Annotated in this window: 25 protein-coding genes; 24 read left to right on the top strand and 1 reads right to left on the bottom strand. The window is 50.7% G+C overall.

The window, feature by feature from the left end; translation table 11 throughout:
• The first annotated feature begins 73 nt into the window (after positions 1-73).
• The 19 genes from rsmD to rsfS all read left to right on the top strand — a co-directional run bounded on the left by rsmD (position 74) and on the right by rsfS (position 15,354).
• Positions 74-631: a 16S rRNA (guanine(966)-N(2))-methyltransferase RsmD gene (gene rsmD, locus BLT02_RS03205; protein ID WP_092991486.1), complete on the top strand. Its 558-nt coding sequence runs from the start codon at positions 74-76 to the stop codon at positions 629-631.
• Positions 632-697: 66 nt separating this feature from the next.
• Positions 698-1,198 (top strand): pantetheine-phosphate adenylyltransferase, encoded by a 501-nt coding sequence (gene coaD / locus BLT02_RS03200; RefSeq protein ID WP_092991484.1) that lies wholly within the window; start codon positions 698-700, stop codon positions 1,196-1,198.
• 134 nt (positions 1,199-1,332) lie between these two features.
• The gene (locus tag BLT02_RS03195) at positions 1,333-1,941 is read left to right on the top strand and encodes a vacuolar family H+-ATPase subunit H (protein ID WP_092991482.1); all 609 of its coding nucleotides are present in this window, start codon (positions 1,333-1,335) and stop codon (positions 1,939-1,941) included.
• Positions 1,942-2,086: 145 nt separating this feature from the next.
• Positions 2,087-2,803, top strand: a complete 717-nt coding sequence (locus tag BLT02_RS16745; RefSeq protein ID WP_139187397.1) for a hypothetical protein — start codon at positions 2,087-2,089, stop codon at positions 2,801-2,803.
• 129 nt (positions 2,804-2,932) lie between these two features.
• Positions 2,933-3,988 (top strand): RluA family pseudouridine synthase, encoded by a 1,056-nt coding sequence (locus tag BLT02_RS03180; protein ID WP_092991476.1) that lies wholly within the window; start codon positions 2,933-2,935, stop codon positions 3,986-3,988.
• Entirely contained in the window at positions 3,988-4,545 is a 558-nt protein-coding gene (locus BLT02_RS03175; RefSeq protein WP_092991474.1) for a Holliday junction resolvase RecU, read from the top strand. Before BLT02_RS03180 ends, BLT02_RS03175 begins: the two co-directional genes overlap by 1 nt.
• Before the next feature lie 183 nt (positions 4,546-4,728).
• Positions 4,729-5,874: an ATP phosphoribosyltransferase regulatory subunit gene (hisZ, locus tag BLT02_RS03170; RefSeq protein ID WP_092991472.1), complete on the top strand. Its 1,146-nt coding sequence runs from the start codon at positions 4,729-4,731 to the stop codon at positions 5,872-5,874.
• Positions 5,875-5,886: 12 nt separating this feature from the next.
• On the top strand, positions 5,887-6,528 hold the full coding sequence (gene hisG / locus BLT02_RS03165; RefSeq protein WP_092991470.1) for an ATP phosphoribosyltransferase: 642 nt from the start codon (positions 5,887-5,889) through the stop codon (positions 6,526-6,528).
• A gap of 183 nt (positions 6,529-6,711) precedes the next feature.
• Positions 6,712-8,001 carry a histidinol dehydrogenase gene (gene hisD, locus BLT02_RS03160; RefSeq protein WP_092991468.1) on the top strand — a complete coding sequence of 430 codons (1,290 nt, stop codon included), beginning with the start codon at positions 6,712-6,714 and terminating at the stop codon, positions 7,999-8,001.
• A gap of 172 nt (positions 8,002-8,173) precedes the next feature.
• On the top strand, positions 8,174-8,761 hold the full coding sequence (gene hisB, locus BLT02_RS03155) for an imidazoleglycerol-phosphate dehydratase HisB (RefSeq protein ID WP_092991466.1): 588 nt from the start codon (positions 8,174-8,176) through the stop codon (positions 8,759-8,761).
• 155 nt (positions 8,762-8,916) lie between these two features.
• Positions 8,917-10,275 (top strand): bifunctional phosphoribosyl-AMP cyclohydrolase/phosphoribosyl-ATP diphosphatase HisIE, encoded by a 1,359-nt coding sequence (gene hisIE, locus BLT02_RS03150; RefSeq protein WP_139187395.1) that lies wholly within the window; start codon positions 8,917-8,919, stop codon positions 10,273-10,275.
• A gap of 296 nt (positions 10,276-10,571) precedes the next feature.
• The gene (gene rplU / locus BLT02_RS03145; RefSeq protein WP_092991462.1) at positions 10,572-10,877 is read left to right on the top strand and encodes a 50S ribosomal protein L21; all 306 of its coding nucleotides are present in this window, start codon (positions 10,572-10,574) and stop codon (positions 10,875-10,877) included.
• 9 nt (positions 10,878-10,886) lie between these two features.
• Entirely contained in the window at positions 10,887-11,219 is a 333-nt protein-coding gene (locus BLT02_RS03140) for a ribosomal-processing cysteine protease Prp (RefSeq protein WP_092991460.1), read from the top strand.
• 3 nt (positions 11,220-11,222) lie between these two features.
• A complete protein-coding gene (rpmA, locus tag BLT02_RS03135) occupies positions 11,223-11,531 on the top strand; it encodes a 50S ribosomal protein L27 (RefSeq protein WP_092991458.1) in 309 nt (102 codons plus the stop codon).
• 325 nt (positions 11,532-11,856) lie between these two features.
• Positions 11,857-13,164, top strand: coding sequence for a GTPase ObgE (obgE, locus tag BLT02_RS03130; RefSeq protein WP_092991456.1), 1,308 nt, complete (start codon positions 11,857-11,859; stop codon positions 13,162-13,164).
• Between the two features lie 73 nt (positions 13,165-13,237).
• A complete protein-coding gene (yhbY, locus tag BLT02_RS03125; RefSeq protein WP_092991454.1) occupies positions 13,238-13,543 on the top strand; it encodes a ribosome assembly RNA-binding protein YhbY in 306 nt (101 codons plus the stop codon).
• A 19-nt stretch (positions 13,544-13,562) separates the two neighbouring features.
• Positions 13,563-14,207, top strand: a complete 645-nt coding sequence (gene nadD / locus BLT02_RS03120) for a nicotinate-nucleotide adenylyltransferase (RefSeq protein ID WP_092991452.1) — start codon at positions 13,563-13,565, stop codon at positions 14,205-14,207.
• A gap of 144 nt (positions 14,208-14,351) precedes the next feature.
• Positions 14,352-14,948 (top strand): bis(5'-nucleosyl)-tetraphosphatase (symmetrical) YqeK, encoded by a 597-nt coding sequence (gene yqeK, locus BLT02_RS03115; protein WP_092991450.1) that lies wholly within the window; start codon positions 14,352-14,354, stop codon positions 14,946-14,948.
• A 1-nt stretch (position 14,949) separates the two neighbouring features.
• Positions 14,950-15,354 carry a ribosome silencing factor gene (gene rsfS, locus BLT02_RS03110; protein WP_092991563.1) on the top strand — a complete coding sequence of 135 codons (405 nt, stop codon included), beginning with the start codon at positions 14,950-14,952 and terminating at the stop codon, positions 15,352-15,354.
• Between the two features lie 259 nt (positions 15,355-15,613).
• Here the strand turns inward: rsfS and lexA are convergent, their stop codons facing one another.
• Positions 15,614-16,249 carry a transcriptional repressor LexA gene (lexA, locus tag BLT02_RS03105; RefSeq protein WP_092991561.1) on the bottom strand — a complete coding sequence of 212 codons (636 nt, stop codon included), beginning with the start codon at positions 16,247-16,249 and terminating at the stop codon, positions 15,614-15,616.
• A 239-nt stretch (positions 16,250-16,488) separates the two neighbouring features.
• Between lexA and BLT02_RS03100 the strand changes: the two genes are divergently transcribed.
• The 5 genes from BLT02_RS03100 to BLT02_RS03080 all read left to right on the top strand — a co-directional run bounded on the left by BLT02_RS03100 (position 16,489) and on the right by BLT02_RS03080 (position 25,862).
• On the top strand, positions 16,489-17,175 hold the full coding sequence (locus tag BLT02_RS03100; RefSeq protein WP_092991448.1) for a hypothetical protein: 687 nt from the start codon (positions 16,489-16,491) through the stop codon (positions 17,173-17,175).
• Positions 17,176-17,593: 418 nt separating this feature from the next.
• Positions 17,594-18,892: an aspartate aminotransferase type Ic gene (locus tag BLT02_RS03095; protein WP_092991447.1), complete on the top strand. Its 1,299-nt coding sequence runs from the start codon at positions 17,594-17,596 to the stop codon at positions 18,890-18,892.
• A 272-nt stretch (positions 18,893-19,164) separates the two neighbouring features.
• Positions 19,165-19,626 carry a COG2426 family protein gene (locus BLT02_RS03090; protein WP_092991445.1) on the top strand — a complete coding sequence of 154 codons (462 nt, stop codon included), beginning with the start codon at positions 19,165-19,167 and terminating at the stop codon, positions 19,624-19,626.
• Positions 19,627-19,926: 300 nt separating this feature from the next.
• Positions 19,927-22,221, top strand: coding sequence for an extracellular solute-binding protein (locus BLT02_RS03085; protein ID WP_092991443.1), 2,295 nt, complete (start codon positions 19,927-19,929; stop codon positions 22,219-22,221).
• Positions 22,222-22,349: 128 nt separating this feature from the next.
• Positions 22,350-25,862 (top strand): PD-(D/E)XK nuclease family protein, encoded by a 3,513-nt coding sequence (locus tag BLT02_RS03080; RefSeq protein ID WP_092991441.1) that lies wholly within the window; start codon positions 22,350-22,352, stop codon positions 25,860-25,862.
• Positions 25,863-25,909: the final 47 nt, after the last annotated feature.

Raw genomic sequence — 25,909 nt, 5'->3', positions numbered from 1 at the left:
TGCTTGAAATAAGACCCGCATGCGTCACGTTTTTTACAGGTGGCTTAAAGGTCTTGAAAGGATGACAGTAAGTATGAGAGTGATCGCAGGCAGCGCGCGCAGGCTCTTGCTCGTGGCTCCGGAAGGACTGGATACCCGCCCTACAGCAGATAAGATCAAAGAAACCTTGTTCAATATCCTGCAGATGCAGGTTCCCGGATCAGTGTTTCTGGATATCTGCGCAGGCAGCGGGGCGATCGGGATCGAAGCCATCAGCCGTGGCGCCAAAAAGGCCTATTTCATAGAAAACGGGAGAGAGGCTGTATCCTGTATCCAGAAAAACCTGCATAAGACAGGGTTTGAAGATCAGGCAGTCATCCTGAGACAGGACGCGGTCGCCGCGCTCAGGCATATCCATGAGAAGGAAGCAGATCTGGTCTACCTGGATCCTCCTTATAAATCGGATCTTGCCAGAAGAATTCTTGTAGCTCTTGATGCGCAGCCGTATATCACCATGGACACATGCATTGTTGTTGAGACAGATCTGCAGTCAGACTTCTCCTTCCTGGAGGAGACCGGGCTGGAGATCTACAGGGAAAAGGACTACAGAGGCAAACGCCATCTTTTTATTCGACGTAAGGAACTGTTGTGACCTGCCGCTGTCTTTATCAAAGCAGCATTAGACAGGATCTGGAGGAAAGGAATCAGGAAACAGAATATGAAATCAGCGATCTATCCGGGAAGCTTTGACCCCGTTACCCTTGGACATTTGGATATTGTGGAACGCGCAGCCAGAATGTTCGATGAACTTATAATCTGTGTCCTCGACAACCGGGCAAAAACTCCATTGTTTTCTGTGGATGAACGTGTTAGAATGTTGCAGAAAGTATGCAGTTACATACCTAATGTCCGCGTGGACTCCTATTACGGACTCATGGTCGACTACGCGAAGGAGATCGGATGTCATGTTTCTATCAGGGGACTCCGCGCCGTAACCGATTTTGAGTATGAACTGCAGCTGGCACAGACAAACAGGATGCTTTCAAACGGCGATCTTGATACTATCTTCCTGACGACCAATACAAAATATTCTTATCTGAATTCCTCAGGGGTCAAGGAGATCGCCGCTTTCGGAGGAGATATCTCCAAATGTGTCACTCCCTACGTGGAGGAACTGGTATGGGAGAAGATCCGCCTGCGCAAGGAGAAAAACGCGTAAGATAAGATCCGCGGCAGGGTAGGGGCCTAAGTACCCTTCTTCTGTTTTCAGATTTATCAGGAAATGGTTTCCTGGAAGCGCGGACCGTCAGGACAGCCGGGTGGGATGTTTAGTTTTGAGTGAGGAGAAATAAAATGAGCAGCAAGATTGAGCAGCAGATTGATCAGATCGAAGATTTTATCGACGGTTGCCGTTATCAGAAGTTTTCAAAGACGAATATCATCGTCGACAAGGAGGAGCTGGACGGACTTCTTGAGGAGCTTCGTGCCAGGACTCCCGAAGAGATCAAGCATTATCAGAGGATCATCAATAATAAAGAGGCGATCCTGGAGGATGCCAGACGCAAGGCTGAGGAGCTGATCAATGAGGCGACTGTACAGACCAATGAACTGGTGAGTGAACACGAGATCATGCAGCAGGCTTATGCGCAGGCCGACCAGATCGTGCGCCTTGCCACCCAGCAGGCTCAGGAGATCGTGGACAGGGCGGTAGTAGAAGCCAATGCCTACAGATCCTCTGCTTCCCAGTACATGGACGATATGCTCGGTCAGCTGGAGGACAACACCACCCAGTCCCTCGAGAGACTGACCGCGATCTTTGGCAATTTCCACAGCAGCCTGAGCACCTATATTGACACCATCCGTCAGAACCGCACAGAGCTTCTTCCCCAGAACGAAGAGATCATGCAGTCCCAGCAAGCTGCAGGGGAAGACATGTATGACCAGGCTCCCATCATGGAATGATTTTTTCAGGAAATGATTTCCAGCGCCAAGGCAGCTGAACTTTATTCAGATCTTTAAGCCCGGACATGCACCATGCCGGGCTTTCTCTTTGCCTTCGATGCAGCCCAACCCTACATTACATCGGTCGTCGATGGGTTCAGGAAAAATGGAAAAAGGAAGCTTCGGATATCTGAAAAAAAAGAGGATCCTGTCTGCGGTCAAGTCACTGCTGCTGCTCGCGGCAGTCTTTATCTGTTACTTTGCCGCCCTCCGTCATTTTCACACCAATAAAAACATTTTCTCGATCGCTGCCGCCCTCGGCGCTCTGCCGGCCGGCCGCAGTATTGTCATGACGATCATGTTGATGAGAGCGAGAGGGGCGTCCGAATCTGTACGCACCGCAGTCGACGCGGTCCGGGGACTTCAGCCGGGCTGGTCCGGCTATGACCTCTGTCTGACCGCCTATGACACTGCTTTTTCCCTCAGCCACGCTGCTGTGATGGCAGGACGTGTCGTCGGACTGACAGAGAACCCGCAGACAAACTGCCGGCAGTGTGAGGATCACATCCGGCAGATCCTTGAGAAGGACGGCCTGACCGGGTATGAGGTCAGGATCTATGACAGCCTGGAACCCTATCGGAAAGCCCTGGAAGATCTGGCTGCCCTGGCCGGTACATCGGAAGCCGGTACATCGGAAGCCGGCACATCGGAAGCCGGTACATCGGAAGCCGGCACATCGGAAGCCGGTACATCGGAAGCCGGCACATCGGAAGCCGGTACATCGGAAGCCGGTACATCGGAAGCCGGTACATCAGAACCCGTCACATCAGACAGGACTGAGGACGGGAGAGTGATGAAGCTGCTCTATTCTGTTTCCCTTTGACCTCCGGATGCAGGAACAGTTTCTTAGATGGTCAACTCAGAAGGTCTGTGGAAACTTCAAAGAACCTTGTCCCCTTCCCGGATTATTCGGGAACTGCTCCCTTTTACAGCCGGAGGAAGAGAATAGCCCATGCAGGAATTTTTCGTTGACAGGGATGAGCGCGGACAGCGCCTGGACAAATATCTCCGACGCCGGCTGCCTCTGGCTCCCTCTTCTTTTATCTATAAAATGCTCCGCAAAAAAAATATCACACTGCAGGGCAAAAAGGCGGACGGGAGCGAGAAAGTGGAGACCGGCGACAGGGTCGTGCTCTTTCTCTCGGATGAGACCATAGCAAAGTTCTCTTTTCCGGATGAGCATATGGATACCAAAAACCGGGAGAGAGAAAAAGAAGCAGACACAGCCTACCACAGGCTGACACCTCTGCTCGGACCATCTCCGGTCCTTTATGAGGATGAGAATATACTGATCATCCGGAAACCGAAGGGTATCCTCTCTCAGAAGGCTGCGCCCTCTGATCTGTCCATGAATGAATGGCTGCGCGGATACCTGCAGCAAAAAGGAGAGACCGGCAACTTTTCCCCTGCCGTCTGCAACCGGCTTGACAGAAACACGGGTGGGATCCTGCTCTGTGCCCGGAGCCTGCAGGGAAGCCGTGATCTGTCCGCCCTTATCAGGGACAGAAAGATCATAAAAACTTATACGATGGCTGTCCATGGTTCGATCGGGAAGCCGGGCAGGATCGATGCCGGACTCGTCAAGGACCGGACCAGAAATCAGGTTCGGACTGCGGACGGGGGCGGAATGCGGGCTGTGACTGTTTATCGTCCGATACAAACCGGCAGACTGGCCACTCTCACGGAAGCGGATCTGATCACAGGGCGTTCCCACCAGCTCCGCGTCCATATGGCATCGATCGGACATCCGATCGTCGGAGATCCCCGCTATGGAGATCCGGCTCTGGACAGGCGCCTTCTTTCCCGTTTTTCCCGTCAGGGACATTCACCTGTTCCGTCCTCTTTCCGGGGCGGACAGCTTTTGTGGTGCACCTCTGTCACCTTCCCCAGGGTGGATGACTGCGTCGAAATGCAGGGTGTCCTGCGCCCGGTCGCCGGCCGTAAATTTGTGTCCCCGGCCCCGGAGTGGTGGACGGATTTATGCAGATACGAGGCAGGAGGGCTGTAATGGCGACCTGGAAGACAAGAGGACTGCGCGGTTCGCTGTTTGAAGAACTGATCAACCGCACAAACGAAAAATACAGAGAGCAGGGCCTTGCGCTCATCCAGAAGATCCCCACACCGATCACTCCCATACAGATCGACAAGGAGTCCAGGCATATCACACTTGCCTATTTTAATCAGAAGAGTACAGTGGACTATATAGGAGTCGTCCAGGGGATCCCGCTCTGCTTTGACGCCAAGGAAAGCGCGGATACGACCTTCAGCCTGCAGAATATCCATCCGCATCAGGTCCGTTTTATGCGGGAATTCGAACAGCAGGACGGCATTGCCTTTTTCCTCATCTACTATACGCACAAGGACCAGTACTATTACCTGCCTTTCCGCCATTTTTACCCCTTCTGGGAGAGGGCGGTCCGCGGAGGCCGCAAGAGCTTCAGGATGGATGAACTGGATCCCGCCTACATCATCCCCTCTCAGCAGGGGCTCATCGTTCCCTATCTGGATATGGTCAACAGAGATCTGCTGGAACGACAGAATGAGGACGAAGAATCGGCAGAATAGACTTTATGCCCTTTATGCCACGGATCGACCGGCCGGCTTTGCATAAATCGGCCAAAAGATGTATAAATATACATGCGAACATTCATATGTCCGCGTGGGAATTTAAATATAGAGAAAGATTGATAAGCTTAATAAATAATGTATTATTAAGCTTTATAGAATTGTACAGACAGAGGTGGCAGAGTGGAAATATCCTATTTTAATAATGACCTCCTTCATACACCTGACGGCATGAGGGATACTTACGGGGAGGAGATGGCAAAAAAACAGCTTGTCGTCAATAAGATCCGCGACCGGATCGGCCTCTACGGCTATGAAGAGATCGAAACTCCCATGCTTGAGTTTTATGATGTTTTCTCCAGCGAGGTCGGGACCACTCCCGTGAAGGAACTGTACAAGCTTCTGGACAACGAGGGGAACCTCCTTGTCCTGCGTCCGGACTTCACGCCTGCAGTGGCCCGCTGCGCCGCCAAGTATTTTTCCGAAGAGGAATCCCCGATCCGGTTTACTTATTCCGGGAGCGTTTTCGGCAATGCGCTGAGTCTGAGGGGGAGGCTCTGTGAGTCCACTCAGCTGGGCGCTGAACTGATCAATGCCCCTTGCGTCTCGGCGGATGCTGAGATCCTGGCTCTCCTGATCGATTCACTGCTGCAGGCGGGACTTACCCAGTTCCAGATCAGCGTAGGAAATGTGGATTATTTCAAAGGGATCTGCAAGGAAGCCGGAGTCGATGAACAGACGGAGATACAGCTCCGTGACGCTCTTTCGGGGAAAAACTATTTTGCCGCGGAGGAGCTTCTGAGAAGCCGCGGCTTCTCCCGCAGGACCAGGGATCTCTTCCTGAAGGCGACCCGCTTTGTCTCTTCCAGGAAGGAGCTGGAGCATTTTCTCTCCGAGGGCATGCATCCCGCCGCCCGCGCTTCGATCGAACGGCTGATGGAACTGGATGAATATATGGAGGCCTATGGCTTCTCGCAGTATATCAGCTATGACCTCTCTCTTCTGAGCAAATATCGTTACTATACCGGAATCGTTTTCAAGGGCTATACTTACGGCGCCGGCGAAGCCATTGCTTCGGGCGGCCGTTATGACGGGCTCCTTTCCCATTACGGGAAAAACGCCGCGGCTATCGGCGTAATGATCCAGATCGACCTTCTCCTCGAGGCGCTCAGACGCCAGCAGATCCCGTTGGATACGATGCGGGAAAAGGAAAGGATCCCGCTCGACAGAGCGAATTACCGCGATCAGATCAAAAAGGCCATGGCGCTGCGGAATGCAGGCAGTACCGTCATTCTGGAGGAAGCACCGGAAAACAAGCAGAAGGATTAAGGGATCAATATTATGCAATACCTTACGATAGCCCTGACAAAGGGCCGGCTGGCCGGCCAGACCATGGAACTGTTTGAAAAAGCAGGTTATTTCTGCGAGGAACTCAAGGACAAAAAATCCCGTAAGCTGATCTTTACCAATGAAGAACAGCGCCTCCGCTTTTTCCTTTCCAAGGGACCTGATGTGCCGACATATGTGGAATACGGAGCGGCGGACATCGGGATCGTCGGATCGGATATCATCATGGAGGAACAGCGCAGGTGCCATGAGGTACTGGACCTGGGCTTCGGTAAATGTACCATGTGTGTGGCGGGACCTCCTGAGGCGGAAGACCTGCTCAAACACCATGAGATGATCCGCGTTGCCTCCAAATACCCCAATATTGCCAGGGATTATTTTTACAACAGAAAACACCAGACCGTCGATATCATCAAGCTCAACGGATCCGTCGAGCTCGGCCCGATCGTGGAACTGGCCGACGTGATCGTGGATATCGTTGAGACAGGTTCGACCCTTCGCGCCAATCGTCTCAATGTACTGGAGGAGGTCTGTCCTCTTTCGGCCAGGATGATCGTCAATCCTGTCTCCATGCAGATGAAGACAGCCAGGATCCGTGAGATGATCGACCGGCTGCGGGACTGTGTCGTCGAATAGGCATACCGTAACTTAGGACCCGCGGAATAACCTGCCGTCTGTGAGACAATGTCAGGAGATTAATGATTAATTAATAATCACAATTAATAACCATAATAATCACATAATAATCATAAGTATAAACGTTGTGCATTGATGCCGGGATGCGATTTCCCGGCAGGGAGGAGAACTGTTTTGGCCCGTATGAGAATCATGAAACTGACTGGAGACTCCCGGAAAGGTGCCCTCGAGGCGCTCCTGGGGAGGAGCCCTGCCGGGTATTCCGAATATGAAGAGACGGTGCGGCAGATCATAGAAGATGTCCGCGCCCGCGGTGATAAAGCAGTCTTTGAACTGGAGGAAAAATTTGACAGGTGCCGGCTGGACAGGGATTCCATCCGGGTCAGCCGGCAGGAGATCGAAGAGGCCTACGGAATACTTGATCCCGCTTTTGTGGAGGTGATCCGGCGCTCTGCGGCCAATATCCGGGCTTATCACGAAAAACAGGTCACCCAGAGCTGGATCACGACATCCGGGGACGGCACTATCCTGGGCCAGAAGGTGACTCCGATCGAGACTTCCGGCTGTTATGTGCCGGGAGGAAGGGCGGTCTACCCCTCCAGTGTCCTGATGAATGTGATCCCCGCCAAAGTGGCGGGTGTCGAGAGGATCGTCATCGCCACGCCTCCGGATGCCTCCGGAAAGGCCGCCGCGGGAACGATCGTTGCGGCGGACATCGCCGGTGCGGATGAGATCTACAAGGTGGGCGGCGCCCAGGCGATCGCCGCGCTGGCCTATGGCACGGAGACCATTCCCCGTGTGGACAAGATCACCGGACCAGGCAATATCTTTGTCGCCCTGGCGAAAAAAGCCTGCTTCGGAGTGACCGGGATCGACTCCGTTGCCGGTCCCAGCGAGATTCTGGTGATCGCCGACCATACCGCCAATCCCCGTTATGTCGCGGCTGACCTCCTGTCTCAGGCAGAGCACGATCCCATGGCCAGTGCCATCCTCCTGACAACGGATCCTCAGCTGGCGGAAAAGGTCGCCGTCCAGATCGATCAGATGATCGAGGAGCTTCCCCGCAAAGAGATCATCTGCCAGTCGATCGACAGCTATGGATATATTTTTGTTGGAGAATCCATTGACGATCTCATCGATGCCGCGAATGTCATTGCCTCTGAGCACCTTGAGATCATCACGGAGAATCCTTTCGAGGTCATGACCGGGATCAAAAATGCCGGTGCTATCTTCCTGGGAAGCTATTCTTCGGAACCTCTCGGAGACTATTATGCCGGTCCCAACCATATCCTGCCGACAAACGGAACAGCCAGATTCTTCTCCCCGTTGGGAATTGATGCCTTTGTGAAAAAGACCAGCATCATTTCTTATTCAAAGGCAGCTCTCTCCAGGGTCCATGAGGATATAGAAATCTTTGCGGAAAACGAAGGGCTGCGCGCGCATGCCAATTCCATCCGTGTGCGCTTTGAATAACAGTTTTGGATAAGGGATTCAAATCATCGTTTTAGATACTGTTTAAATAACCATTTCGGATAGTAAATTTCGAATGGCATATTCTGATTAATTCCGAAAATACACTTCAAATGATCATTTTCGAATGAGATATTCGAACGAGACAGAAGAAAGGGAATTGGAGCAAAACACTATGAGAAATGCCTCCATCAGCCGCCGGACCGGCGAGACACAGATCACGATCGGGCTTGAGCTCGACGGCAAGGGAAAAGCTGAGATCAGCACCGGGATCGGTTTTTTTGATCACATGCTTAATGCCTTCGCAAGGCACGGCATGTTCGATCTTGAAGTCGATGCCAAAGGGGATCTTGAAGTAGACGGCCACCATCTTGTAGAGGACACCGGCATTGTTCTGGGAAAGGCGGTCGCGGAAGCGGTCGGCGACAAGGCCGGGATCCGCAGATACGGATCTTCGATCCTTCCCATGGATGAAGCGCTGGTACTCTGCGCTGTTGACCTGTGCGGAAGACCGTATTTTGTCATGGACGGAGCAGATTTCCACTCGCCAATGGTAGGAGAATTTGACACACAGCTCGTAAAAGAGTTCTTCTATTCTGTTTCCTATGCCGCTTCCATGAACCTCCACTTCCGGATCCTGTCAGGAGACAACGACCACCATATCATCGAAGCCATGTTCAAGGCTTTTGCAAGAGCGCTTGATCAGGCGACAGGAAAAGATCCGCGGATCGAGGATGTGCTGAGCACCAAGGGCTGTCTGTGAACCGGCTGGTTTATTCTTCATCGCGTAATATCCGTGTCTTCAGACGTGGGATAAACGCGCATAAGGGAAACTCGCAGGCGTGAACCCATGCTTCGCATGGGTGCAAGACTCGCGAGCGAGTCTTGAATAAGAGTTTTTTAAAAGGGAGAATGATAATGACTAAAGGCTTTTATCCCTGCCTCTGGCTCCTCCACGGAAAGGCCGTGAAGGGCTTTGACAATGATGAAGTGATCAGCGAAGATCCGGCTGCTCTGGCTGCTTCCTATGTTGAAGCGGGAGCCGACGGTCTGATCCTCTTTGACCGTTCCAAAAAAGACGCTGACCACGATGCCGCGATCGACCTGATCCGAAGGATCTGTGAGGAGAACGAAGTGCCGGTCATCGGTGCCGGCAATATCCGGCGTATGGAGGACGTCAAAAAGCTCATCTATGCCGGCTGTGAGCTCGCCGCTCTGAACCTGTCCAGAGAGAGCAACTGCATTCTGGCAAGGGAGGTCAGTGAGAGATTTGGAAAGGACCGGATCGCCGGATGCTACAAGACAACAGAGTCCTCCTCTATCCAGTGGGACAAGCTTACCCCCTGGATCTCAGCCCGGATCCTTCTGGACGCGGAGAATGAGGCGCAGACACAGGAGGAAGCCGGAGCTGAAAACGTATCCGGAAACGAACCGGCCATCCCCCTTCCAGTTATCTCTCTTGTGAGTGACCCTGCCGCCCGGGCCATCGCAGGCCAGCTCTCCGGGGACCAGATCGAAGGAGTTTCAGGTGAAGGAGTCAACATCCTGATGGCGGAGGGAAAAGACGCTGTCAGCCGCGCCCGTGTCTTCTGCGAAGATGCCGGGATCAGCATGGAACAGAAAGCGGAGGCGGCTTTTGCCTGGGGGGATTTCAAAAAGGGCCCCGACGGCCTCCTTCCGGTAGTCGTCCAGGAGGAGGGAACAGACCAGGTCCTCATGGTCGCCTACATGAATGAAGAAGCCTACCGCCTGACCGTAGAGACAGGCAGGATGACCTATTACTCCAGGAGCCGCAAATCTCTCTGGATCAAGGGTGAGACCAGCGGCCACTTCCAGTACGTCCGCTCTCTCTACGGAGACTGCGACATGGACACCCTCCTGGCCAGAGTCGTCCAGATTGGCGCCGCCTGCCACACCGGCAGCCACTCCTGCTTTTTCAATGAGGTTCAGCAGACCAGAGCCGCAAAAATGACTGCCCGCCGCGGTCAGGCATCCGATGTCCTCAGCGAAGACTATGCGACCATAATCGAGCGCAAAAAGAACCCCAGGGAAGGCTCCTATACTAACTATCTCTTTGACAAAGGCCTGGACAAGATGCTCAAAAAGCTCGGAGAGGAAAACACAGAGATCATCATAGCGGCAAAAAATCCCGGTGAAAACGAGATCATCTATGAGATCGCCGATTACCTCTATCATCTCGAAGTCGTCATGGCAGAAAAGGGCGTGGACTGGGAGGATATCACCAGAGAGCTGATCCGCAGGCAGAAAAAAGGATAAAAATATCATATTGACAAAACCATATTTGTCTGCTATTTTACATGAGTATGCCGCTTGATGAGGCTTTTGTGGTCATGTCCGCATTTTCTGCAGCTGTGTTTTGAACAGTGACGCAGCAGTGCAGAAGAATGAGGACGGGAACTGCCGGTGCAGCTGCTGTCTGGTACTGCAGCTCCTGCAAAAAGCGAAGTTCCTGCCGCGGACAATGTCAGAGATCCTTCTCACGGGATCCGGACGGGACGCGGACAGGACGCCGTAATCAGCGAGTTTTTTTAAAGAAGAAGGAGGTACCTGATATGTATGCTATTATTGCAACCGGTGGAAAGCAGTACAAAGTTTCCGAAGGCGATGTGATCGATGTTGAGAAGATCGCAGCTGATGCAGGCGCGGAAGTCACTTTTGACAACGTTCTGGCCGTCGGCGGTGACACCCTCAAGGTCGCCGGAGATGTCGCAGGCGCGACAGTAACGGGAACTGTCATGGAGCAGGGCAAAGCGAGAAAGGTCGTCGTCTACAGATATAAGAGGAAGACCGGCTATCACAAAAAGAACGGCCATCGCCAGCTCTTTACCCGCGTCAAGATCGACAAGATCAACGCATGATCTGATCTTATGACAGTTGTAGACATTATCAGGGATAAAGAGGGGCGTTATCTGGGTTTTGAGTGTTACGGCCATGCCGATGACAATGCGCAGGAGGGAGAAGATATCATCTGCTCCGCCATCTCGATGCTTGTCATCAATACGGTCAACAGCCTCGAAACACTCACCGGGGCACAAATTACTTATGCCTGGGCAGAAGAGGGCGGCGATCTCAGCTGCCGTTTTGAAGCTCCCCCTGATGAAAAGGCTGCGCTCCTCGTCGACAGCATGCTTCTGGGACTGCGTTCAGTCAGGGAGACATACGGCGGGGACTATCTCGTTATCAATCTCAAGGAGGAATGAACCATGATGAATTTAAATCTTCAGTTCTTCGCACATAAAAAAGGAATGGGCTCCACCAAGAACGGTCGTGATTCCAATTCCAAGCGCCTGGGTGCTAAAAGGGCAGATGGCCAGTTTGTAAAGGCCGGCAACATCCTTTACAGACAGCGCGGCACACACATCCATCCCGGCCTCAATGTCGGCATCGGCGGAGACGATACTCTTTATGCTCTTAAAGACGGTATCCTTCGTTTCGAGCGTTTCGGCAAATTCAGGAAGAGAGCATCCGTTCATCCTGTAGAGGCAGCAGAGGCTGTGGAGCAGGAGGCTTAATCTGTATCTCAGGAAAAACTGTCTGTTGATTTATTATTATCCACAGACCGGAAGAGATCCTGAACAGTACGATGATCTGTAAAAGAGAGGGCTCCAGGCAGAATACACTACCATTCTGCCCGGGGCTCTTTGTCTGTTACATTTTACATCTTTATCAATCTTATAATCTATCTGCAGAATCGATTGTAATTATATCCGGCGATACTATCAAATGCTATCCTGCGATACTATCGCAAAATATTATGAGACAATATCACAAATCATCCTGGATATTATCTTTGAATATTCCGCAATTACATTTTCCGAGAGGAGTAGACCACAGTACATGTTTATCGATAAAGCCAGAATCATAGTCAGCAGCGGAAAGGGCGGGGACGGACATGTCTCCTTCCGCAGGGAAAAATATGTGCCGGCAGGCGGACCCGACGGCGGCGACGGAGGAAAAGGCGGAGATGTCGTCTTTGTCGTGGACGAAGGCCTCAATACGCTCACGGATTTCAGACATGTGCGCAAGTATGCCGCCCAGCACGGGGAAGACGGCAAAAAAAAGAGAATGGCCGGCAAAAAAGGCAGTGATATCGAGATCAAGGTGCCGGAGGGCACAGTGATCCGGGAAGCCAATTCCGGAAAGGTCATCGTGGACATGTCCGGAGACATGCGCAGATATGTGATCCTCAGAGGAGGGCGTGGCGGAAACGGCAACATGCACTATGCCACCTCCACCATGCAGGCACCCAAGTACGCCCAGCCCGGACAGCCTTCCAGGTCGCTGGAACTGCTGCTGGAGCTCAAGCTGATCGCCGATGTAGGCCTGGTGGGTTTCCCCAATGTTGGCAAATCCACCCTTCTGTCCATGTCCAGCAATGCCAAACCCCGGATCGCCAACTATCATTTCACGACCCTGCAGCCCATTCTGGGCGTCGTTGATCTGGAAGACGCACCAGGTTTTGTCATGGCCGATATCCCTGGCCTGATCGAAGGCGCCGCGGACGGAGCCGGACTGGGCCACGAATTCCTGGCTCACCTCGAGCGCACGAGGATCCTCATCCATGTCGTGGATGCGGCGGGAACAGAAGGCAGGGATCCGATCGAAGATATGATGGCCATCAACAGAGAGCTTGCCCGATACAGGATCGACCTTTCCTCCCGGAAACAGATCGTGGCCGCCAACAAATGTGACCTGATCATGAAGGAGGACGGCGGCGCGGATCCCGGCGCAGATCCCATAGAGGAGATCCGCGCCTACTGCGAACCTCTGGGGATCGAAGTCTTTCCCATATCCGCAGCGACCGGTCAGGGTGTCCGTGAGCTCCTCTATCATGTGAGTACGGTTCTCTCACAGATGCCCGGACAGACTGTGACCTATGAACAGGAATATGACCCTGAAATCGAACTGGCAGAAGAGGAGGCTCCCTTTACTGTCTTTTATGATTCCAAATCAAAGGAATACAAGGTCGAGGGTCCCCGTATCGAACGCATGCTGGGATACACAAACCTGGAGACCGAGAAGGGATTCCAGTTTTTCCAGAAATTCCTTGTGGACAACGGGATCATCGATGAACTACGCCGGCAGGGCTGCAAGGAGGGCGATTTTGTCCGTCTGTACGGTCATGGATTTGAGTTCTACGACTGATTGTCCTGTTTAATCCACATTAATTCACATATATACAGTAAAATACTTATATACAGGAGGAGACACCTTTCCTATGATTACCAGTAAACAGAGAGCTTACCTGACCGGACTGGCCAATTCCCTGGACCCCATCGTCCAGGTGGGAATGCAGGGCGTGACGCCGGAAGTCGTCAAGTCGGCGGAAGAAGCTTTCAACACACATGAACTGATCAAGGGTTCTGTTCAGAAAAACGTTCTGGAGGATGTCCGTGAATGCGCGCAGACTCTGGCGGAGCGTTCTCGTTCTGAACTGGTGACCGTCATCGGCAGAAAATTCATTCTCTATAAACCATTCCAGGACAAACCAGTGATCGTGCTGCCCCGTAAAAAAACACAGTGATCCAGGGAGGAAAAGCCGGATGATAGAAAAGAAACAGACTGATGAAAGCCTTAAGCGCAGGGTCGGGCTCCTCGGAGGGACCTTTGATCCGATCCATATGGCCCACCTGATCATTGCTGAAGCAGCTTATGATGCCTTTGACCTGGACGAGGTCCTCCTCATGCCGTCGGGACATTCCTACTTCAAGGATGATAGGGAACAGAAGGTTCTGCCTCCGGAGATCCGCTATGCCATGACCTGCGAGGCGGCATCGGACAACCCGCATTTTACGGCATCGGATTTTGAGATCCACCGTCCCGGCAATACCTATACCTGTGATACCCTGCGAGAGCTTCGTATGCAGAACCCTGAAAACCACTACTTTTTTATCGTCGGCGCGGATACTGTACTCAGTATCCTGACCTGGAAAAATCCGGAGCAGATCTTCGCGGACTGCACGCTGCTGGCAGCAATCCGGGAGGACGGGATCCCTACAGAGGCTTTTTTGAAAGAAGTTGAGAGGCTTCGAAAGGATTACGGCGCGGATATTCATGTCCTTGAAATACCGGCAATCGGTATTTCATCCACCGATATACGAAACCGTATCAAAAACGGAAGAACAGTGCATTATCTCGTGCCTGAACGGGTGGAAAGGTATATAATAGAAAAAGGAATCTACAAGTGAGAGAATCCAACGCAGTCTGATCCGGGTATTATTCTGCGGGCTTAAAAGCATATGGAATTGGCTTATAGAAAGACTTTATAGAATGCTTGTAAAAGACTTATAGAGTGCTTACAGAAGGCTTATAGAAGAAGGAGGGCATTCCACTTGAAAAAAGTCAGCAGAGTAGAACTGATCAAAACGCTGGAGCAGGAGCTTAGCTACAAGAGATTTATCCACACACTTTCTGTTGCTGGCACAGCTTCTTCTCTTGCCATGTGCTATGGAGCGGATCTCGAAAAGGCGGAAACAGCCGGGCTGCTCCATGACTGCGCCAAGTGTATGGACGTGCGGAAAATGCAGAAGGTGTGTGAAAAAGCGGGATTGACCGTATCCTCTTTTGAAGCAGACAGCGCCTCCCTCCTCCATTCAAAAGCCGGGAGCGTGCTCGCTGCGGAAAAATACGGGATCACAGATCCGGATATGATCAATGCGATCCGCTATCACACAACAGGAAGACCAGGAATGTCGCTTCTGGAGAAGATCATTTTTGTCGCGGACTACATTGAACCGGGCAGGTTTACAGCCAAAAACCTTCCCCTGATCCGCAGACTGGCCTTCTCGGACATCGACGAGGCGCTCATGAAGATCCTTTACGACACACTGGTTTATCTCAATTCCACCGGCCTTGTTGTGGATCCGATGACCCAGAAAACCTATGATTACTATAAACAGATATTTGAGGAGAAGACAATTTATGACTGAAATGAACAAAAACAGCAGCCAGCCTGTTCAGAACGACACATCCGCCGGCAAAGATAAAGTGCGCTCCACGGAGCTTGCGAGGCTTGCAATCTCCGCCCTTGAGGACAAAAAGGCAGAAGATGTGCGCGTCATCGATATCGAAGAGGTCTCCGTCCTCGCGGATTATTTTATCATAGCCACCGGAAATAACCGGACCCAGGTCCAGGCTATGGCGGATGAAGTGGAAATGCGTCTGGGAAAAGCCGGAGCAGCTCCCAGACAGATCGAGGGATATCAGGCAGCAAACTGGATCCTGCTTGATTTCGGCGATGTGATCATCCATCTGTTTGATGCCCAGAACAGACTGTTCTATGATCTGGAGAGGATCTGGAAAGACGGAACCCAGATCGATCCTGATGCGCTGTGATCCATAGATAAGATCCATTCTGCGCACCGGTATGCAGGAATATCACTTGCTAAGAATTGAAACAGAGCCGGACGGGGAATTGCCTTCCCTGCCCGGCTCCTTTGTTATTATTCGGTAATAATATTCGGTAATAGCAATGTAATGTTAATAACCGGTAATGACAATCTGCCATAAATAATCTGTTAAGCCGGCCGTCCTCCTGTAAAGAAAACTATCCATTTTCCAGTCAGGGACAGCTGCCCCCGCTCTTTACAGCAGATCAGCCCATCAGGCGGAAGACGCCGAAAACCTTTCCCAGGATGACACAGTCCTTGACAATAATAGGATCCATGGTGTCGTTTTCTGGCTGAAGCCGGATATAATCCTTCTCTTTGTAAAAAGTCTTGACTGTGGCAGAATCATCCACCAGTGCCACGACAACGTCGCCGTTCCTGGCAGTATTGCAGGAATTGACAAAAATGCGGTCGCCGTCAAAGATACCTGCATTGATCATGGATTCCCCTCGGACCCTTAGTACAAAAGATTCCCCCGGAGGAACGATCTCGGCGGGGACAGGGAAGTAGCTGGTGATGTTTTCCTGGGCTAAAAGCGGCTGCCCGGCAGCGACATCGCCGATCTCAGGCAGGGAAGCCATCTCAGTGCGCACGACCTGAAAGCTGTCGTCGCAGATCTCGATCGCCCTGGGTTTTGTGGGGTCGCGCCGGATGAATCCGTTCTTTTCCAGAGTGGAAAGATGGGCATGCACGGAAGAGGTCGAACGGAGTCCGACGGTTTCACAGATTTCACGCACAGTGGGCGGATAGCCCTTTTTAAGAATGTCTTCTTTTATGTAATCCAGTATTTGCTTTTGTTTGGCACTGAGGCGTCTCTCGCCATTGCTTTTTGTACGGCTCATTCCCATTTCCTCCAAATATATAGCAAAGAAAAACAGATCGCATACTGCTGCAGTGATGATCAGGTTTCTGATAAATCTTTCCATTCATTATACATCATAAATGTTGATAAAGCAAACAAATATTCCGAAAATTCGTTCTGAAAATATGTTCTGAAAGCATTGACAGGCAAATTTATGTTCGGTATACTGTACTTGCAGGACAAACGAATGTTTGGAATAGTTGTTCGAGAGGTGAAGTTATGAACGGAATCAGACTTATGCCATTTGTGCAGTCCGGTATAACCATGGATTATATGGATTATAGCAGAAACAGTTTTGCTCAAAAGAAGGTATATCTCTCAAAAAGACCTGCCGGCAGAGATACAGAACGACCGGTTTCTTTTACTTCTAATGCGGTTTCTTTTTCCGCTGATGCGTTTTCTTCTGAAAAAAAGACAGCTAAAAATAATACAGCTGTATCTTTTTCTTCTGAGACTAAGCATTCTGTGAACACCGCATCGGGAGAAAGACCGCTTTCAGAAAAGAAAATCAACGGGAATACACCTGCAGACTGTGATTCCGGAAACACTTTTTCTGCTTCCGGCAGATCCGGGAGGAGCAGGCGCCGGAAGGCCTTTCTTCTTCGGTCTGTCCTGCTTGCCATCATTCTTGCCGGAACGACAGCCGGCTTTCAGATCATGACCAGAGCCTCCAGCAGACCAGAGCAGCAGACCTGGAAATACTACACTACAGTCACGATTCCCTATGGGGAGGACCTTCATGCTATAGTATACACCTACAGAGACAGGACTGCCTATCCTGAGGAAAATGACTATATCCGGGAAATCTGCGACATCAACGGCCTGCCTTACAGGGAGGGAGAGATTCCGGATCTCAGCCCCGGTACAAAGATCGTGATTCCGTATTACTCGACAGAGAAAAAATAAAAAGTATTAAGCATGAGGCCGCAGTAAAATTAAATTTGAAATCATAACCCTATAGCTTTAAAATCATATCTCACAGTATAAAACATCAATCTGGAAGAAGCCGCCGACAGCGGCTTCTTTTACCCCCTGGAAAAATACAGGCGGCTGACAGATAACAGTTATCCTGTTTACTCGTATAAAACAGATCAATTAAAAATTGTATACGCTGATTACAGGATACATTTTTCTTGACAGTAAGCTGTTTTATTTGTAATAATAGGATTCATATGTACAGTAATTAACGCAAAGAATGAATAAACAGCGCGTAGTTTTATTCATACATGTATGCGGGAATCCGGCTATGTTACCAGAGATAAAACAGCGAGGTAAAGCCAAAGGAGCGTCGTGCCTGCACGAACTCTCATGGAAGGAGGAATAGATGAAATCATACAGAGAGATGAGCAATGAGGAGCTCAAGGCTGAAATTGATGTACTCATGAAAGAATACAGACAGTACCAGAACATGGATCTCAAACTGAACATGTCCCGCGGAAAACCCTGCCTTGACCAGCTCGATCTTTCCATGGGACTGATGGATGTTCTCTCCTCGGAAGCAGATATGTTCTGTGAAGACGGGACAGACTGCCGCAATTACGGTGTTCTGGACGGAATAGAAGAGTGTAAGGAACTGATCGGTGATATGATGGAGAACCGTCCGGATAATATCATCATATACGGAAACTCTTCCCTCAATGTCATGTACGATACAGTCTCCCGGGCCATGACCCACGGCATAATGGGCAATACCCCCTGGTGTAAACTGGACCGGGTCAAATTTCTGTGCCCTGTGCCCGGATATGACAGGCACTTTGCGATCACGGAATATTTCGGCATCGAGATGATCCCCGTTCCAATGACCCCTACGGGTCCTGATATGGCCATAGTGGAGAAAATGGTGTCCACAGATGAGCAGGTGAAGGGAATCTGGTGTGTACCGAAATACTCCAATCCCCAGGGTTATTCCTACAGTGACGAGACCGTAAGGCGTTTTGCCAGACTGAAACCGGCGGCAAAGGACTTCCGCATCTTCTGGGATAATGCCTATGGGATCCATCACCTTTATGATCTCGACCAGGATTATCTGATCGAGATCCTGGCGGAATGCAAGAGAGTCGGTAATCCCGATCTCGTCTATAAGTTTGCTTCTACCTCCAAGATCACCTTCCCTGGAAGTGGTATTTCTGCTCTCGCGACTTCTCCCAACAATTTGGAGGATATCCGCAGCCAGCTCGCCATACAGACCATAGGCCATGACAAAGTGAACCAGCTCCGCCATGTCCGCTTTTTCGGAGATATCCACGGCATGGTTAAGCATATGCATAAACACGCTGAAATCCTCAGGCCCAAATTTGAAGCAGTGGAGGAAATCCTGGACAAGAACCTCTCGGGCCTTGACATCGGCTCATGGACGAAACCTAAAGGAGGATACTTCATCAGTTTCGACGCAATGCCGGGGTGTGCGAAGGAGATTGTAGCAAAGGCGAAAAAAGCCGGTGTCGAAATGACAAAGGCAGGTGCTACATGGCCTTACGGAAGGGATCCTTATGATTCCAATATCAGGATCGCGCCGTCCTATCCTCCGTTGAATGATCTCAAGACTGCCACTGAGCTCTTCTCGCTCGTTGTCAGGATCATCAGTGCGAGAAAAATCCTTGATAACAGGGATAAAGCAGAGTAGAATACTATCATTGATCAATTTAATATTTGATACTACAGCTGTGCAGGCATCTGTCCCAGATGCCTGCCTGCTTTTTCCGTATACATGCCAGTTTCATATATCTGCCATGAACCTTTTTCCATTAACAGATTCTTATTCCGGATAACGGATTAAGGAAATAATGGTATTGGCTTTAATAATGGTATTGGCTTTATTAAAGGTATTAAATTAAATAATTATTTTCACTTATATAATGGTATTCGTTTAATTATGATCTACAGGGGAAATTGTCTATGAAACAATATCTGATTCCGTTTTTGGTATCCATGGTCCCGCTGATCGAGCTCAGGGGTGCCATACCGATCGCCCAGGGCATGGGTCTGCCCATCCTCACATCCTATCTTGTTTGTATTGTGGGGAACATGATCCCCGTTCCCTTCATCTATCTGTTTGCCAGGAGAGTACTCGAATGGGGCGCTGACAAACCGCTGACAGGAAAGTTTTTTACCTTCTGCCTGGAAAAAGGAAAAAAGGGAGGGGAAAAGCTGACAGAAAAGGCCGGACGGGGCACTTTTGTCGCCCTGCTCCTGTTCGTCGGCATACCTCTGCCCGGTACAGGTGCCTGGACTGGGACGCTGGCTGCAAGCATTCTCGATATGGAGTTTAAATCAACGATCATCGCGGTCATGCTGGGAGTCCTTCTCGCAGGGGTCATCATGATGACAGCCAGTGTAGTGGGCTTTTCTCTCATTTGAATCTGACCGGATCTTACTGACCGCGGCAAAATCTTTTCCTCATAGTATCTTATATTATCCTTTTTATTGTCCCGCCGCGGAGAGCCGCCGCCAAGAGGGTTTCACAGGTAAATCATCAAGTGTGTTTTTTTGTTAAAATCGTGAAAGCGGTAACCAAATCCTGCCTGCTGCGTAGTATAATAAGAACGTCTGTACAGCGTCCCTGCGTTACAGATACTCGATCTTTTTGGCCTGGTCCCTTCTGACCTGGTTTACTGACTTGAAGGCACATCATAGTATCGTAGATGAGGAGGAAACAAAGTGTTTTTTTTCGGCAGCAATAATGGAATTAAAAAGGGTGTGCTCTCTGTCCTGATGGCATTTATAGTTTCCCTGTGTACGCTGGGCGGCTGCGGAAGGGCAGCTTCTGCCAAGGAAGGAGAGAAGAAGGGCTCTGAAAAGGTAAACACCATCTATGAGGTCATTCCGTCCCCTTTGACAGGAATAGAAAAGAAGACCGCTTCCTCCGGCGGCCTTGTGATCGATGATATGGGCGGTGACAGTATTAACTACGGAACACCCGCTGCCGCAAACGGTAAATATTATGTGCTTTATACAAGCATGTACGATGATGACAGACCGTCGATCTGCATCTTTGATGAAAATGGCAAGAACGATCAGATGATCAAGCTGGAAGGGGGAGAGAACTGTCAGGTTTCCTGTATGAGTGTCTCACCGGACGGCCGCATCTTTTTTGCTGTCAACAGCTACGATGAGGAGAAAGATAAATCTGCCTGGGAGGCAGTCTGTCTGGATAAAAAGGGGAAAGAGGCATGGAGGCAGACGCTGAAGGCTAATGATTCCTACTATATCCGGGGGATGGCCTCGACGAAGGACAACACATTTCTTCTCTCCGATACAGATATAAGGATCATAGACAATGCCGGTAAATCCGTTAAAAAGATCAGCATTCCGACGAAGGAGTTCTACGGGAATATCTGTACAGACGGGAAAGATCAGGTCATACTGGCCGGCTCCTCCGGAGATGGATTTATTGCCTGGAAATATGATCCCGGTCAGGAGAAATTTACAAAGACCAAACTGAATATCAAGGGAATGTTCGGGGCTGAAATCGTCGTTTCAGGTGTCGGCAGTTATGATTTCTTCACTTCCAGGGAAGATGGTGTCTATGGATTGAAGCTTGACGGTTCCAAACCTGTAAAGGTCCTGGACTATATAGGCTCCAATCTTACCATCAGTTATCTGCAGGGCTGTGCTGTCGCCTCTCCAAAGAGCATGTTCCTCATCTCCTATGGAGTGGATGATGCTAATTCAGCTGCCCTGGTAAAACAGACGGATCCTTCTGAAGCTGTTAAGAAGGTCAGGCTCAAACTCGGCTGTTCCGGAGCGGATCCCGATTTCAGAAAGACGATCGTCGATTTTAATAAGTCTTCTGACAAAATTCAAATTGATCTGGTTGAGTACGCTTATGACGAATCCGGTATCAGCAAATTCAGTTCCGAGATCGCAAAAGGGAATATCCCTGATCTGATCTACATCTCTCCCGAGATGCCTGTTGAGAGTTATGTGTCCAAGGGGCTTTTTGAAGACATCGAACCCATGTTTAAAAAGGATCCGGTGATCTCAAAAAACAAGTATCTGGACAATATCCTTGACGCCTACCGGATCGGCGGCAAAATGTATTTTGTGACTCCGAGCTTTAATGTCTGCGGCATGATGGGAAAAGAAAAGGAGTTCAAGGGAACAAAGGGCCTTACGATCCCGCAGCTTGAAAAAATGATCAAAAAGAAAAAAGCTGATTACAAGTTCGCTTTGGGAGTTGTCAACAGAGAAATGATCCTCAACTGGGTCATGTACTATGCCATGGACACATTTGTGAACTGGGAAAAGGGCACCTGCAGTTTTAATTCAGATTCTTTTATCGATATTCTCAACTTTGCAAAGAAGTTTCCCAAGGACATCAACTACGAAAATCTTGACTGGGATAAATATGACGCGGCTGTACGATCCGGCGACCAGCTGGTCAGGGAAGTGTTTTATTACGATTTTCATTCCTATATGATGGAGAGATACGGCTATTTCGGTGAAGACATTCTCTATATGGGCTATCCCGGAGACGGGAAAAACGGCCCGGCCATTCAGGATGGTATGACACTGGCCATGAGTCACGAGAGTGGACACAAGAAGGAATGCTGGGAATTCATGAGGACATTCTATCTCGATGAATACCAGACCAGAATTGAGACCGGTTTCCCGATCAGTATCAGCGCCCTGAATGCAAAAGCGGAGAAAAGCATGAATCCCGAAACCTATACCTATACCGATGAAAACGGTAAGGAGATCGAGGAGGTCATAGACAATCCGGAACTTACGCTGAACGGCAAGAGCATAAAGATCCCCATTCCAAAGCAGGCTGATATCGATACAGTTATGAAGACGCTGAAATCACTGGACTGCCGCGCAAGGGTGGACTATAACATCTCAAATATTGTTCTGGAAGAAGTCGGAGCATACTTCTCAGGACAGAAATCGGCTAAAGAAACAGCGGATGTTATCCAGAGCAGAGTAAAGGTCTATATTCTGGAGTCAAAATAAAACCGCTTTGCCGGAATGAGGCATGAAAGGCCCCTTTGCAGTTTGCTGCAGAGGGGCTGATTTATACAAAAAATCTGTAAATAAACCGGGCACTACCGATCTGCCCGGCTCCTGAGGGAGGGTCTTCTATGGGTTTTTCCTTTTGCTTTGGTCCGTCGGGATCAGGAAAGAGCCGCGTCATGCGGAAAATGATCATTGACAGGGCTTCAGGTTCCCTTTCCACACCCGGGAAGGACAAAACACATTATATTGTCATTGTGCCTGAGCAATACACAATGCAGACGCAGAAGGACCTGGTGGAAGAGCACCCTTCCCATGTCCTGATGAACATCGATGTCCTCAGCTTCGGACGGCTTGCCTACAGGGTATTTCAGGAGACAGGAGAGGAGGGACGCACTGTCCTTGACGATATCGGAAAGAGCCTCCTGCTCAGGCGGGTCGTTTCAGAATGCGGGGAGGAGCTCACTGTTCTTCAAAAAGGGCTGCACAGTGCCGGGATGATCGACGAGATCAAATCCATCCTGTCCGAGTTTCTGCAATACGGGGTCGGAGAGAAAGAGATCGACAGGATGGCTTCCTTCGCCGGAAAGCATGGGCAGCTCGCTCTGCAGGCAAGGCTTCTGGATATGGGAAAGCTGTTCTCCGGTTTTAAAAAGGCACAGGAGGATCGTTATGTGACAACGGAAGAAACTCTGGATGTCCTGGCCTGGCTGATCCCCGTATCGGATCAGCTCAGAGGGAGCGTCGTCCTTTTTGACGGCTTTACTGGATTCACTCCTGTACAATACCGCGTTGTGAGGGCTTTGATCCGGACAGCGTCAGATGTCTTTTTTTCCTTTACAGTCTCCAGTGACGGAGGACCGGATATTACCCGGACAGCAGAGGGAGGTCCTGCAGGGAATGAAGAGGATCTTTTTTACCTGAGCAGAAAGACTGTTCGGGATATCGTCAGGATGGGTGAAGAAGAAGGAATTAAAAAGAATCCGGATATTTATCTTCAGGGCAGGATACCTGCAAGATTTCATTCAAACCCGGTCCTTGCCCATCTGGAAGCCAGTCTTTTTCGATATCCTGAAAAGGCGTTTTCAGATATCAGAAGGTCAGGGGAGGGAGCTTTACAAAAGTCCTGCCCGGCAGTTTCGGAGGAAGGGACCGGCAGTGCCCTCAGGCTGTTCGCCGCTTCCACCCCGCAGGAGGAGGTCCGCAGGATCTTCAGTTCCATACGTGAGATGATAGCTGCAACCGGCTGTGCCTACCGGGATTTTGCGATCGTAACGGCAGATCTGGAGACTTACGGGGATCTGTTTGAGAGGGAGGCTGTCCGCAGCCGGATCCCTGTCTATATTGACCGGACCAGTCCGGCCTTTAACAATATTCTGACGGAAGGGATCAGGAGTGTCCTGCAGATCTCTTCAGAGAATTTTTCCTATCCTTCCGTTTTCCGCTATTTAAGGAGCGGGATCAGCAGGATCAGGGATGAGGAAGTGGATAAGCTGGAGAATTATTGTCTGGCCAACGGTATCCGGGGAAGGAAGAAATGGGGGACGCCTTTTGATGCTTCCTGTGAAGAGACCCGTCTCCGTTTCCTTCGTGAGATCTCTCCAGTGACGGGAGAGGCAGGCCTGGAAGGACGCAGGCCTGTCAGAACTGCGGCTGACCGCACCATGGAACTATACAGGTTTCTGGTGAACTGCAGTGCGCAGGAACATATGGAAAGTATCGCTGCCCGGTTTGAAAAAGAGGGAGATTCCGTCCGCAGTATCCAGTACAGACAGATCTACAGGGCAGTGATCGACCTTCTCGACAAGATCCATGATCTGACAGGACGGGAGCGCATAAGTGCCCGTGACTATCTGGAGCTGGTAGAGACCGGCCTGTCCCAGATCAGTCTGGGGACGATCCCGCAGCGGGTCGATCGTATCCTCGTAGGAGATATCGAACGAACCCGGCTCACTCAGGTCCGTCACCTGTTTTTTGCAGGGGTAAATGACGGGAATATTCCCCGCAGTGTGTCAAAAGGAGGTATTCTCTCTGACATGGACCGGGAATTTCTGGCTTCCCTGGGAGCTGTCCTTTCTCCTGCCCCCCGGCAGCAGATGTTCATCCAGAGGCTCTATCTCTATCTCAATATGACAAAGCCGTCCGAGACACTGACGGTTTCTTTTGCCAGGGTATCGCAGGATCAGAAAAGCATGAGACCCTCTTATCTGGTGCACATGCTCAGAAATCTGTTTCCTGACCTGAAGATCGAGATACCGGAGCAGAGACCGGTAGAGGAACAGATCCGGGACAATGAAGCAGGGAGGATGATCCTGGCAGACCTTCTGCGGCGCTTTGTCGAGGGCAGTATCGGAGAAAGTGAAGAGTCTGCCCGGGATTTCCGGCTGGCTTACGGCTTTTATACAAGTCCTGAAGTGACAGCCGATCCGGAAATGAAAGCTTATGTCCGGATGCTCAAAAAAGCGGCGCTGTGCCGCTATAGGCCGGAATTTCTGCCGCCCGAAACGGCACATGCGGTTTACGGGGACAGGATCACAGGCGGGATCAGCCGGATGGAGACCGGAGCCAAATGCCTGCTCTATCACCACCTGAAATACGGGCTTCATCTCCATGAACGGGAGCTTTATGAATTTGCCCCCGTGGATACAGGGACTGTTCTGCATGATTCCCTGCAGCGGTTCCACTCGCTTCTTGCCGCGGAGGGACTATCCTGGAATGATTTTACCACTGAGACCGCAGAGAGACTCGTATCTCAGGCCCTCGACGAGGAGGCTGCTGTCTACAGAAACCTGCTGATGTATAAATCGGCTAGGGACGAAAGCAGGCTCGCCCGGCTCAAAAGGCGGCTCCTGAGAACGGTCGACACAGTCCAGTTTCAGATCAGTAAAGGGGACCTGGTCCCTGTAGCTGCTGAACTGCAGTTTGGAGGGGAACATGCCCGGATCCCGGCCCTTACTTATGACCTGCAGAACGGACTAAAGCTCATTCTCCAGGGACGGATAGACAGGGTTGACATGTTCAACGGAGATGGGCGCCGCTTCCTTCGGGTCATGGATTACAAATCAGGAAAAAGAAACCTGGATCAGGACCAGATCAGAAGGGGACTGCAGCTTCAGCTGATCATGTATATGGAAGCCCTGATGCATTCGCCCTTTCCGATGGAAGCGCCGGGACAGGCGCCTGCGTCCACAGTTCCGTCAGCCCTGCTGTATTACAGTATGAAGGAACCTGTTCTGGACCTTTCTCCCGACAGTATACCGGATCCGGAAAATCAGAAAATGCAGATCCGCCAGCAGCTCAAACCCACAGGACTGATCTACGAAGACGAGGAAAGCATTTCACATTTGGACAGGTCTTTTGCTGATTCTTCCATGGTGATCCCTGTCATTAGGAAAAAGAACGGCGGGTACCGGTCCTCTACGAGTCTGATCACCCCTGAGCAATACACCCTCCTGGCTTCCGATGCCGTTAAGGCTCTATGCACGACCGCACAGAGGATCCTGGACGGCGAGATCACCGCAGCGCCTGCTGTGATCGATGCGAGATCCACAGCCTGCGACTACTGTCCTTACCGGGATGCCTGCGGTTTTGACCTCCGTATCCCCGGTTACATGAGGACGACGGGAACCGGAAAACTGTAATGTGATCTTTGGAATGATCATATGATTCAGAATTATCATGTACTTCA

Source organism: Sarcina sp. DSM 11001, assembly GCF_900101015.1.
GTDB lineage: Bacteria > Bacillota > Clostridia > Lachnospirales > Lachnospiraceae > CAG-791.
Note: the sequence above shows the minus strand (reverse complement) of the source record. Positions and strands in the feature narration are given on the sequence as shown.

Excerpts from the sequence above, each read along its gene's own strand:
- hisIE (WP_139187395.1), top strand. The coding sequence starts at position 8,917 with ATGACTAAAGGCTTTTATCCCTGCCTCTGGCTCCTCCACGGAAAGGCC.
- BLT02_RS03180 (WP_092991476.1), top strand. The coding sequence starts at position 2,933 with ATGCAGGAATTTTTCGTTGACAGGGATGAGCGCGGACAGCGCCTGGAC.
- BLT02_RS03100 (WP_092991448.1), top strand. The coding sequence starts at position 16,489 with ATGAACGGAATCAGACTTATGCCATTTGTGCAGTCCGGTATAACCATG.
- rplU (WP_092991462.1), top strand. The coding sequence starts at position 10,572 with ATGTATGCTATTATTGCAACCGGTGGAAAGCAGTACAAAGTTTCCGAA.
- coaD (WP_092991484.1), top strand. The coding sequence starts at position 698 with ATGAAATCAGCGATCTATCCGGGAAGCTTTGACCCCGTTACCCTTGGA.
- rsfS (WP_092991563.1), top strand. The coding sequence starts at position 14,950 with ATGAACAAAAACAGCAGCCAGCCTGTTCAGAACGACACATCCGCCGGC.
- BLT02_RS03195 (WP_092991482.1), top strand. The coding sequence starts at position 1,333 with ATGAGCAGCAAGATTGAGCAGCAGATTGATCAGATCGAAGATTTTATC.
- hisB (WP_092991466.1), top strand. The coding sequence starts at position 8,174 with ATGAGAAATGCCTCCATCAGCCGCCGGACCGGCGAGACACAGATCACG.
- BLT02_RS03080 (WP_092991441.1), top strand. The coding sequence starts at position 22,350 with ATGGGTTTTTCCTTTTGCTTTGGTCCGTCGGGATCAGGAAAGAGCCGC.
- BLT02_RS03140 (WP_092991460.1), top strand. The coding sequence starts at position 10,887 with ATGACAGTTGTAGACATTATCAGGGATAAAGAGGGGCGTTATCTGGGT.
- rsmD (WP_092991486.1), top strand. The coding sequence starts at position 74 with ATGAGAGTGATCGCAGGCAGCGCGCGCAGGCTCTTGCTCGTGGCTCCG.
- BLT02_RS03090 (WP_092991445.1), top strand. The coding sequence starts at position 19,165 with ATGAAACAATATCTGATTCCGTTTTTGGTATCCATGGTCCCGCTGATC.
- lexA (WP_092991561.1), bottom strand. The coding sequence starts at position 16,249 with ATGAGCCGTACAAAAAGCAATGGCGAGAGACGCCTCAGTGCCAAACAA.
- BLT02_RS03175 (WP_092991474.1), top strand. The coding sequence starts at position 3,988 with ATGGCGACCTGGAAGACAAGAGGACTGCGCGGTTCGCTGTTTGAAGAA.
- BLT02_RS03095 (WP_092991447.1), top strand. The coding sequence starts at position 17,594 with ATGAAATCATACAGAGAGATGAGCAATGAGGAGCTCAAGGCTGAAATT.
- hisG (WP_092991470.1), top strand. The coding sequence starts at position 5,887 with ATGCAATACCTTACGATAGCCCTGACAAAGGGCCGGCTGGCCGGCCAG.
- nadD (WP_092991452.1), top strand. The coding sequence starts at position 13,563 with ATGATAGAAAAGAAACAGACTGATGAAAGCCTTAAGCGCAGGGTCGGG.
- yhbY (WP_092991454.1), top strand. The coding sequence starts at position 13,238 with ATGATTACCAGTAAACAGAGAGCTTACCTGACCGGACTGGCCAATTCC.
- rpmA (WP_092991458.1), top strand. The coding sequence starts at position 11,223 with ATGATGAATTTAAATCTTCAGTTCTTCGCACATAAAAAAGGAATGGGC.
- obgE (WP_092991456.1), top strand. The coding sequence starts at position 11,857 with ATGTTTATCGATAAAGCCAGAATCATAGTCAGCAGCGGAAAGGGCGGG.
- BLT02_RS16745 (WP_139187397.1), top strand. The coding sequence starts at position 2,087 with ATGGAAAAAGGAAGCTTCGGATATCTGAAAAAAAAGAGGATCCTGTCT.
- hisD (WP_092991468.1), top strand. The coding sequence starts at position 6,712 with ATGAGAATCATGAAACTGACTGGAGACTCCCGGAAAGGTGCCCTCGAG.